At 36.5% G+C, this 9665-nt stretch carries 7 protein-coding genes; 3 read left to right on the plus strand and 4 right to left on the minus strand.

Features of this window, described 5'->3' with window-relative positions; translation table 11 throughout:
* Window positions 1-159: 159 nt before the first annotated feature.
* The 3 genes from ACU1LP_RS11705 to dinB form a co-directional block, all read right to left on the minus strand.
* Entirely contained in the window at window positions 160-1074 is a 915-nt protein-coding gene (locus tag ACU1LP_RS11705) for an ABC transporter ATP-binding protein (protein ID WP_445733547.1), read from the minus strand.
* A 232-nt stretch (window positions 1075-1306) separates the two neighbouring features.
* Entirely contained in the window at window positions 1307-3451 is a 2145-nt protein-coding gene (locus tag ACU1LP_RS11710; protein ID WP_445733546.1) for a prolyl oligopeptidase family serine peptidase, read from the minus strand.
* Between the two features lie 38 nt (window positions 3452-3489).
* Window positions 3490-4587: a DNA polymerase IV gene (gene dinB / locus ACU1LP_RS11715; RefSeq protein WP_445736347.1), complete on the minus strand. Its 1098-nt coding sequence runs from the start codon at window positions 4585-4587 to the stop codon at window positions 3490-3492.
* A 123-nt stretch (window positions 4588-4710) separates the two neighbouring features.
* Between dinB and ACU1LP_RS11720 the strand changes: the two genes are divergently transcribed.
* From ACU1LP_RS11720 to ACU1LP_RS11730, 3 genes are all read left to right on the plus strand, one after another.
* A complete protein-coding gene (locus ACU1LP_RS11720) occupies window positions 4711-5184 on the plus strand; it encodes a CYTH domain-containing protein (RefSeq protein ID WP_445736348.1) in 474 nt (157 codons plus the stop codon).
* 111 nt (window positions 5185-5295) lie between these two features.
* Complete coding sequence (locus ACU1LP_RS11725) at window positions 5296-5835, plus strand: YciI family protein (protein WP_445736349.1); 540 nt, start codon at window positions 5296-5298, stop codon at window positions 5833-5835.
* The gene (locus tag ACU1LP_RS11730; RefSeq protein WP_445736350.1) at window positions 5832-6716 is read left to right on the plus strand and encodes an endonuclease/exonuclease/phosphatase family protein; all 885 of its coding nucleotides are present in this window, start codon (window positions 5832-5834) and stop codon (window positions 6714-6716) included. The genes ACU1LP_RS11725 and ACU1LP_RS11730 overlap by 4 nt, the downstream gene beginning before the upstream one ends.
* 506 nt (window positions 6717-7222) lie before the next feature.
* Here the strand turns inward: ACU1LP_RS11730 and pbpC are convergent.
* A complete protein-coding gene (pbpC, locus tag ACU1LP_RS11735; protein ID WP_445736351.1) occupies window positions 7223-9574 on the minus strand; it encodes a penicillin-binding protein 1C in 2352 nt (783 codons plus the stop codon).
* Between the last annotated feature and the right edge of the window lie 91 nt (window positions 9575-9665).

Genomic DNA, 9665 nt, shown 5'->3' on the forward strand with positions numbered 1-9665 from the left:
ACACCGATCAAAAGGGGCCAAAGGGCTGTGCCAAGAAATAAAAAACAGGAACAATGCTGCGAATGGCTTGTTTTCATAAGCAGTGCCCAGAGTCTGGCAACCCATATAATCCCTATTTAATTGGCTAATTCAAAACTTCTTAAGAACCTGCCATGGATGTTACTTTAAAATTGAAAGACAAATTGATAATCCTTTTTCTAATCCGGTACCATGCTCAAAAAAAACCGTTTTTCCATTCAAATCGGCTTCGATTAAATAATACTGTCCTTTAAAATAGGATTGTTTAACGATGGCTTTCAAGTTTGATGTATTCACTTTTTTTAGTTGATGCGCATAAACAATTCCTAAATTTTCCAACTCATTAAATTCATCAAAAAAAGAAGCGACCAATTTGTTTCCTGGGTTTTTGTAGAGTTGTTGGGGCGTGCCTTTTACCATAATTTTATTATCGTGCAAAACAATCATCTTATCAGAAAAAGATAAGACATCCTCTTTATCGTGCGTAGCCACAATACAAGTTATGTTCTTTTCTTTTAAATATTTAAACAAACTTCGCCGTAACGATTGTTTTTTAAAGTTGTCGATATGGCTAAACGGTTCGTCCAATAAAATAATTTCGGGTTGTTTTGCAATGGCTCGGGCAATGGCAACACGCTGTTTTTGTCCGCCACTTAAATCCTTAACCTTAATATGGGCATAGGGCTGTAATTCTACAACTTCTAAAAGCTCTTTGATGCGTTCTTGTTTTTCTTCAGGATAAAAATTGGAAAGAAACGCCCCAATGTTTTCAGCAACCGTTATAAAAGGCATCAAATCAAATTCTTGGGATACGTATTTCATGTATTCCGGCCCGATAATCAGGTTGTGTTTCGGTCCTAAAATTTGTTGGTCTTTCCAAAAAATGTCGCCTTCGTTTAAATTGTAGGTGCCGTAAAGCAATTTTAAAAGCGTGCTTTTTCCGGAGCCACTCTCGCCAATAACAGCAACATGTTCGCCCGCTTTAACCGAAAAACCAATGTTTTTTAAAACGGGTTGTTTTTTATATTGGAAGGTAAGGTTGTTTACTTGTAACATAAATTAATTTCTCGCCGCTGAGATGCAAAGGTAAAAGTTTTAAGTTTAAGGTTCAAAAATCAAAACTCGTTAGTCGTTTTTCTCCCACAGAGATTGCACAGAGGTTTTTTCTTGCGAAGGCGCAAAGCCGCAAAGCATAACGTAACCATCTGAAAACTGAGACTGAGATTGAGACCGAAAACTGATTAATTATTACACAGAGATGCACAGGAGCGCAAAGCTATATTTATTCTTAAATTTTTATTTTATTTGGTAATTCCTTAAACCCCATATTATAAAGCGTGAATCCAAAAATATCGGCATATTGCTCAATTGTTTTGCTTACGGGAGTTCCTGCACCATGGCCAGCATCGGTTTCAATTCTAATTAAAGTGGGGTTGTTTCCAGTTTGTTTACTTTGTAATTCGGCTGCAAATTTAAAACTGTGTGCTGGCACAACGCGGTCGTCGTGGTCGCCAGTGGTTATCAATGTTGCTGGATATTCCACACCTTTTTTTACATTGTGAACGGGCGAATAGTTTTTAAGATAGTCGAACATGTCTTTGGAATCTTCGGCGGTACCATAATCGTACGCCCAACCTGCCCCAGAAGTAAACGTGTGATAGCGCAGCATATCTAAAACGCCAACGGCGGGCAATGCCACTTTAGCTAAATCGGGGCGTTGTGTTATAACTGCGCCAACCAATAAACCACCGTTGGAGCCACCTCTAAGCGCTAAATAATTTGAAGCCGTGTAATTATGGGCGATTAAGTATTCTGCGGCAGCAATAAAATCGTCAAACACATGTTGTTTTTTTAGTTGTGTGCCTGCATCGTGCCATTTACTGCCATATTCGCCACCACCACGTAAATTAGGAATTGCCAAAACACCTCCAAGTTCCATCCAAACAGCATTGGCAATGCTAAAGGCTGGTGTTAAACTGATGTTGAAACCTCCATAACCATACAAAATAGTTGGGTTTTTACCATTTAATTTCAATCCTTTTTTGTGGGTGATCATCATTGGGATTTTTGTGCCATCTTTTGAAGTATAAAATACCTGATTGCTTTCGTAATCCTCACTCTTAAAATCTATTTTAGGTTTCCAATATAAAGCGGTTTCACCCGTTTTAGGATTGAATTTATAAATGTTTGAAGGCGTATTGTAATTGGTAAACGAATAGTATAAAGCATCATCTTTCGCTTTTCCGCTAAAACCATCGGCAGTTCCTGATCCTGGAAGTTGTATTTCTTTTATTAAATGTCCTTGATAATCGTATTGTTTTACTTTTGAAATGGCATCCACCATATAATCAGCAAAAAAATAGCCGCTTCCTTTTGATGGGTTTAAAACAAATTCGGTTTCTGGAATCACATCAACCCAATGTTCTGGCGTAGGGTTAGAGGCATCAACCCAAACGATTTTTTTGTTAGGCGTATTTAAATTGGTAACAATAAAAAGTTTGCTTCCAACATTATCAATAATATAAGAATCACTATCTGTATGATTTAAAACAGGAATAAATTTGCTGTTTTCAATTGATAAATCTTTGACAAAAAGCTTGTTTCCCGAAGTGGAAACTCTTGGTGTGATTATTAAATATCGATTATCCTCAGTAACCGAAGCATACAAATAACGGTGTTTTTCTTCGGGTGTTCCACCATAAATAAGAGCGTCTTCTTTTTGGGAAGTGCCTAGTTTGTGATAATACACCTTGTGCTGATCGGTTTTTGCAGAGAGCTCGCTCCCATTGGGTTTATCATAACTGGAATAGTAAAACCCTTCATTTTTGTACCAAGAAATATTACCGAATTTTACCTCTGTAATAGTATCCCCTATAAATTCTTTGGTTTCAGTTTGCATTACCAAAATTTTTCGCCAATCACTTCCTCCTTCAGAAATAGAATAAGCCAATAAACTTCCATCTTTTGAAAAACTTAATCCACCTAATGAGGTGGTGCCATCAATAGAAAATGTGTTTGGGTCTAAAAAAACCTCTGTTTCCGTATCGTTTAGTTTTCTGTAAATAACATCGTGGTTTTGTAACCCGTTGTTTTTTGGGAAATACGTGTATTTGCCCGCAATAAAAGGCATGCCAATTTTTTCGTAATTCCATATTTTAGACAGTCGTTCTTTAATGTCGTTTCTATAAGGAATTTGTTTTAAATAATGGGATGTAAATGCGTTTTGTATTTTCACCCAAGTTTCGGTTTCCTTGCTTTGGTCGTCTTCCAACCAACGGTATGGGTCTTTTACTTCAAAACCAAAGTAAATGTCAACGGTATCTACCGTTTTTGTTTTTCGATACTTCACAATACTATCTTTATTTTCTGTTTTAAGGTTTTTACAAGCTATTGATAAGGCTAACGTAAAAAGAAGAATTATTAATCTTTTCATAATTGAAAACTTTTAGTACATAACAAAACCATTCATATCTAAAACTCAAACTTCAACTGCACACTCACACTTTTCTGTTCAGGCTTTTTTTTGGTTTCGGTGTTTAAATTAGACATGGAAATGCCCAACAACCGCACAGAATTACTCAATTTTTCTTGATACAACAACGCTTTGGCTGTTTCTAAAATCAACGCTTTGTCGCTTATAAAATACTGTAAAGTCTTGCTTCTGGTTTGTAACGTAAAATCGCTATACTTTATTTTTAAAGTCACCGATTTTCCGGAAACCTTGCTTTTCAACAATCTACGCGATACTTCATCGGCAATATGTTCCAATTTTTCAAGCATAAACACTTCAGAAGATAAATTTTCACTAAACGTACGTTCAGCAGCTAAACTTTTACGGATTCTATTAGGTTTCACTTGGCTGTTATGAATGCCTCTTACAATGTAGTAATACGATTTTCCCGATTTCCCGAAGTTCTCTTCTAAGAATTCCGCAGATTTGCCCTTTAGATCCTTACCCGTAAAAATTCCTTTTTGGTACATTTTTTCGGCAGTAACCTTTCCAATTCCGTAGAACTTTCGAATATCCAATTGCTCTAAAAAATCAATAACCTCTTCAGGATTTACTGTTTTTTGTCCGTTAGGCTTATTGTAATCGCTCGCTATTTTCGCCACGAATTTGTTTATGGAAATACCTGCCGAAGCTGTTAAGCCAACTTCATTAAAAATACGCTCCCTGATTTCTTTCGCCATTAAAGAAGCACTGGGGTTCCCTTTTTTGTTATTGGTAACATCCAAATAGGCTTCATCCAACGACAGTGGTTCTACCAGATCGGTATAATCATAGAATATTTTCCGTACTTTTTTTGAAATTTCGGTGTAACGCTCAAAATTTGGTCTTACAAAAATAAGTTCCGGACATAATTTGGCAGCCAAATTTCCAGCCATAGCGCTTTTTACACCAAATTTTCTGGCTTCATAACTGGCAGCGCTTATCACGCCCCGTTTACCGCCACCACCCACAGCAATGGCTTTTCCCTTAAGTTCAGGATGGTCCAATTGCTCTACCGAGGCGTAAAACGCATCCATATCCACATGAATAATTTTTCTTATTGGTAAATCGCTCAACATGCTGTAAATTTATGAATTCTTGCCAAGGCAGGAATCTTATTGTATTATTTAAAGCCAAAATTAATATATATCCCTTATTTTAGTAGGGTTTACAAAGAGGTACCCGCTTTTGTGGGCATAGTTATGTTAGAAATAGAACGTAAATTTTTAGTAACCTCAGAGGGTTATAAACATGAAGCTTTCAAAAAAAAAAGAATTATCCAAGGGTTTTTGAACACCCATAAAGAGCGTACCGTTAGGGTTCGGGTAAAAGGCGATACAGGTTTTATTACTGTTAAAGGACTGTCAACAAGCGATGGATTATCGCGTTTTGAATGGGAAAAGGAAATCACAAAAAAAGAAGCCCAAGCACTTTTAAAACTTTGTGAACCGGGTGTTATCGATAAAATGCGTTATGAAATTAAAGTGGAAAACCATATTTTTGAAGTGGACGAGTTTTATGGCGACAATTTGGGTTTGGTGATTGCCGAGGTTGAACTGCGTAGTGAAACAGAAAAATTTACAAAACCACATTGGTTGGGAAAAGAAGTGACCGGAAACATAAAATATTATAATGCCCAATTAAGTAAACAGCCCTTTAATGCGTGGATCAAATAACAATTTAAAATAGATAAAAATGAAACATTCATGGCTATAAATGTAATCGCACAGGGAAATGTTCATATAAATGTTACATACAACCTTTGAAAAACTACAAAAAATAAACAGATGAAAAGATACATTATATACAGTTTTGCAATACTAGCATTTATTGGCTGTAGAAAAGTTGAAAAAGAGACGGATGAAGTCATTGATGAACCACAAAAAGTAGTTGAAGATTCTTTAGCGCCAAAAGTTTTGGAAGAACCCATTACAAGAACAAGAAAACAAATTAAAGAGGATTTAAAGGCAAAAGGCTTTCAAACGTATGATTATATAGATGAAAAGACACACGATACCATTGTAATGCAGCAATATTTTATGGCTTTTTTAAAGAGCGGCCCCATTAGATCGCAAAACGAAGAAGAGGCTGCCTTATTACAGAAAGAACATGAAGCACATTTAAGAAAAATGTACGAACTGGGGTATGCCGATATTTCAAAACCTTTTGAATACAACAGCAATATTCGGAGTGTTACCATTTACAATGTGCCAACCTTTAAAATGGCAGATAGTTTAGCCCATGCCGACCCCATGGTAAAAGAAGGTCGTTTGGTAGTTGAGATACATCCTTGGTGGGCAGCAAAAGGATCTTCGCTTAGGGAATGATCAAGTTTTTAAGGATTTTAGTTTACCTAATAAACGTTATTGTAATTTTTGTTTTGTTAGGCATTCATTTTGTGGTTAAAGAAAGTAGTTACGAAACGTCGCTTTACTTTTATACATTTCCGTTGCCCATAACCATACTTATTGTTTTAGTGCTTTCTATCTTTCTTAAAAGAAGATTAAGAATATTAAATTTAATAGTGGCTGGCATATTATTAATTATTTGGTTAGGAAGAAGTTTTAAAATCCATATTCCTGAAACCATAAACGATAAAGACTTGGAAGTGGTTTTTTGGAATGCTTCCCGCAATAACAGTTTTGAAGAGTCCTTTAATGAAAACAATGGCATTCCCGATATACTGGTTTTAGTAGAATCGAAACCGAATAACATCAAGGAACTTCAATTAAAATATCCCGATTATTTCTTTTATGATTCGGGCAGGGAATTATGCGTATTTTCTAAAACCCCTACTCAAATTCTTTTTAATAAAACCTCGAACCACCAAACTACGGTTGTAAATTTTGAAACTGATGGCATAAATTTTTATGCGGTAGATGTTACAGGTAGTCAAGATGTGCCTCGTACATGGGAATTAGGTTTTGTGAACGATTTGGTTAAAAAAAATAAAAACACGATAGTTTTAGGCGATTTCAATGTGCCTTTTGAATCTAAAAACCTAAACAAACTTAAAACCAATTTTAACCACGCATTCAACAAAAAGGGTAATGGTTTTAGGGAAACCTGGTTTTGGAATTTACCGTTGCTTTCCCTCGACCATATTTGGGTTTCTAAAGATTTAGAGATTCTTAAAACCCGAAAAATAAATACTTTTAGATCTGACCATAATATGATTAAAACGTATATTAGAAAGCTAAGCACATGACAAGGATTGTTTTTGAAAAATAAATCATTGGTAATTTTCAGAATAGTTAAGACCTCACAGGTGGGGTGTCAAATTTGAAGTATCCAAAATTTAAAATTCCGTTCTCTTTTTTATCTTCAATAATGAATTTAAAAATGACTTAAAGCCTTTATTTTACTAACTTTTTAGGTTTTAAACACCGAAAAAGTTTAAAAAACAGACCGAACGATTTTTTATGAATACGCACAAATTCGACACCCCACCTCGCAGGTTTTAAATCCCGATAGCTATCGGGGCTGTGAGATCTATGTAACGCCATAACATGGATGTCAAATTTAAGTACATGATAAAAATTAAAACAACAAGTCCAAATCATTAAAAAACTTATACGTTAATAATTCCTCCCCTTTTTTTAAGGGGAGCGCCTGTGCCGAATTTATTTCGGTATGCCGATAGGCGGAGGGGTCAATAATATAAGCTATCTAAATAATGACTAGCTATTTTTACATGTACTTAAATTTGAAAAGCTAATTTGAAATTTCAATCCTACATTTAACTTCATTTCCAAATTCATCAACAACCGTTATAATATGTTTTCCCGTTTTGGGAATGAGGGCCAACTCATGGATGTCTTTTGTGCTTCCAATAAACGTTTCATCTAAATACCAAAACAACGTGGTATCTGGTTTTGAATGTGCGATTTTCAGGATCAAATCGTTGGGTTTTTCATCAAAATCCTTTGGTAAAAAAATAGTGCTGTTTTCCTCTGGATAAATAAATTCCATGGTAATGGCATTGTCTCCCAAACAATCACTTCTAAATTTGGGCAAGGGTTTGTAAAAAGGGTTTTTGGTTTTATAATAATACGCCATTAAAGGCGGCAGTACAAACCATGATTTGTGTTTAATTTGGCTCATAGCTTCGCAAGAGACATTGACTTGAAAACTTTCAGAAGCATCCAAATGCACCAATATATGAAACGGACAAGGTTTGGTTTTTAAGCCACTTAGTTGAATGAAATTTTCTTCAACTTCATCACAATTTTGGGAAGCCCTGTAACCACTCTTTTTACAGATGGATACTTCCTGCATTTCATCAAAAGGTTTTGAAAACCAGTTACTTTTTGGCAATAAATCAAACACATCAAACAAAATGGGGGCTGCTGCTTGCACGCCCACCAATCCGGGTCTGCCTTCGCCATCGGCATTTCCCACCCAAACACCTACAACATAATCTTTCGTGGTCCCAATAGCCCAAGCATCCCGAAAGCCAAAACTGGTGCCGGTTTTCCAAGCAATTTGTTTTGAACTGTCAAAAAACTCCCAACTTTCATCGCCTTCGGGTCGGTTCACTTCTTTTAAACTTTCATAGGTTAAATAAATGGAAGCGGCATCAAACAGGGTTTTATCAGTTGTTTTCTTTCCGAAGTCCATGGTTTCCGAAGCTAAAAAAATGGGTTCACAAAACTCGTTACTGTAATATTCGCTGGAGGTTTCAGAAAAATGGTTTAAGGTTGAAGATAAGGCTGCATAACTTTTGCATAGATCCCAAAGGTTGCTTTCGGCACCGCCAAGAATAAGCGACAACCCATAATGGTTGGCATTGTATTTTAAATCTTTTAGCCTAAGTGTTTTGAGGTAATGATAAAAACGATCCAACCCAAATTCCTGAAGCATGCGTACTGCAGGCACATTTAACGACCGCGACAACGCCCGACTTGCAGGTACGGCACCATCATAGGTTTTGTTGTAATTTTCTGGATTGTAACTCCCAAATTGCGTAGGAACATCGGCCACTAAGGTATGGGGTAAAATATCACCGGCATCCAACATGGCGGTGTAAAGAAATGGTTTTAGAATACTTCCGGTGCTTCGGGGTTTATCAATAACATCCACATCTTTTTGGTGCGCTTTATCTGTTGGCGCATTGCCAACATATACCAATACCTTTCTGGTTTTCACATCCAAAACCAAAACGGCAGCATTATAAATCCCATTTTGGCTTAACTGATTATAATGTGTTTTTATAATATAGTTAACGCGTTCTTGCAGGCGCATATCTATAGTGGTCTGTATCCGTTTACCCGTATGCAATTTCGATACCTTTTGTAATAAATGAGGTGCGATTTGTGGCAGCGGATAAGGTTTTTGGGGTAAACCTTCGGCAATGGATAACTTATAGGTCAACCCATCTATGATTTTATTGTCTAAAAGCTTTTTAAGCAGCAGGTTTCTTTTTGTAATCAATCGGTCTTGGTTTTTCCCGGGATAAATCAAGCTCGGGGCATTGGGCAACACAGCGAGGGTGGCACTTTCTGCCCAAGATAATTCATTGGCATTTCTATTAAAATACCGCCACGAAGCCGCATCCAATCCAACCACGTTGCCACCAAATGGTGCGTTGCTACTGTAATAAGCCAAAATTTGGTTTTTTGATGCCCTAAATTCCAATCTTGTGGCAAGAATAATTTCGATGGCTTTTTCAAAATAGGTGCGTTTTTGCCCTTTTCTTGAAAGCCGAATCACTTGTTGCGTCATGGTACTTCCACCTCGTTTTACGGTTTTCGATTTAAGGTTATCCCGCAACGCCTTAAAAATGGAGATAGGATTAAAACCAGGGTGTTTATAAAAGTATTCGTCTTCAAACTGAACAATACAGGTTTTGAATTTCTCAGGAACACTATCGTTTTGAGGAAAGCGCCATTGCCCATCTTTTGCAATTTGCGCTCCTAAAAGTTCATTGTTGTCACTGGTAATTACAGTAGCTGTGGGGTCTTTAAAAAGTTGTTTTGGTAAACTGAAATAATATACCATCAAAACCACCGCAATTAGTGCCGATTTTATTTTATGGGTTTTTATGTAGGTTGTTATTTTTTTCATGTGTTTAACCCTTTACCCTTCCGTCCTGCGGACACCTTCCCTTGAAAAAAGGGAAGGAATTGTGTAGAGGTTCCATTTGGATTTTTAGTTC

The organism is Mariniflexile sp. (assembly GCF_052728615.1).

What these genes read in the sequence shown, in the direction of transcription:
- ACU1LP_RS11705 (WP_445733547.1), bottom strand. Translation starts at nt 1,074, where the DNA reads ATGTTACAAGTAAACAACCTTACCTTCCAATATAAAAAACAACCCGTT.
- ACU1LP_RS11710 (WP_445733546.1), bottom strand. Translation starts at nt 3,451, where the DNA reads ATGAAAAGATTAATAATTCTTCTTTTTACGTTAGCCTTATCAATAGCT.
- dinB (WP_445736347.1), bottom strand. Translation starts at nt 4,587, where the DNA reads ATGTTGAGCGATTTACCAATAAGAAAAATTATTCATGTGGATATGGAT.
- ACU1LP_RS11720 (WP_445736348.1), top strand. Translation starts at nt 4,711, where the DNA reads ATGTTAGAAATAGAACGTAAATTTTTAGTAACCTCAGAGGGTTATAAA.
- ACU1LP_RS11725 (WP_445736349.1), top strand. Translation starts at nt 5,296, where the DNA reads ATGAAAAGATACATTATATACAGTTTTGCAATACTAGCATTTATTGGC.
- ACU1LP_RS11730 (WP_445736350.1), top strand. Translation starts at nt 5,832, where the DNA reads ATGATCAAGTTTTTAAGGATTTTAGTTTACCTAATAAACGTTATTGTA.
- pbpC (WP_445736351.1), bottom strand. Translation starts at nt 9,574, where the DNA reads ATGAAAAAAATAACAACCTACATAAAAACCCATAAAATAAAATCGGCA.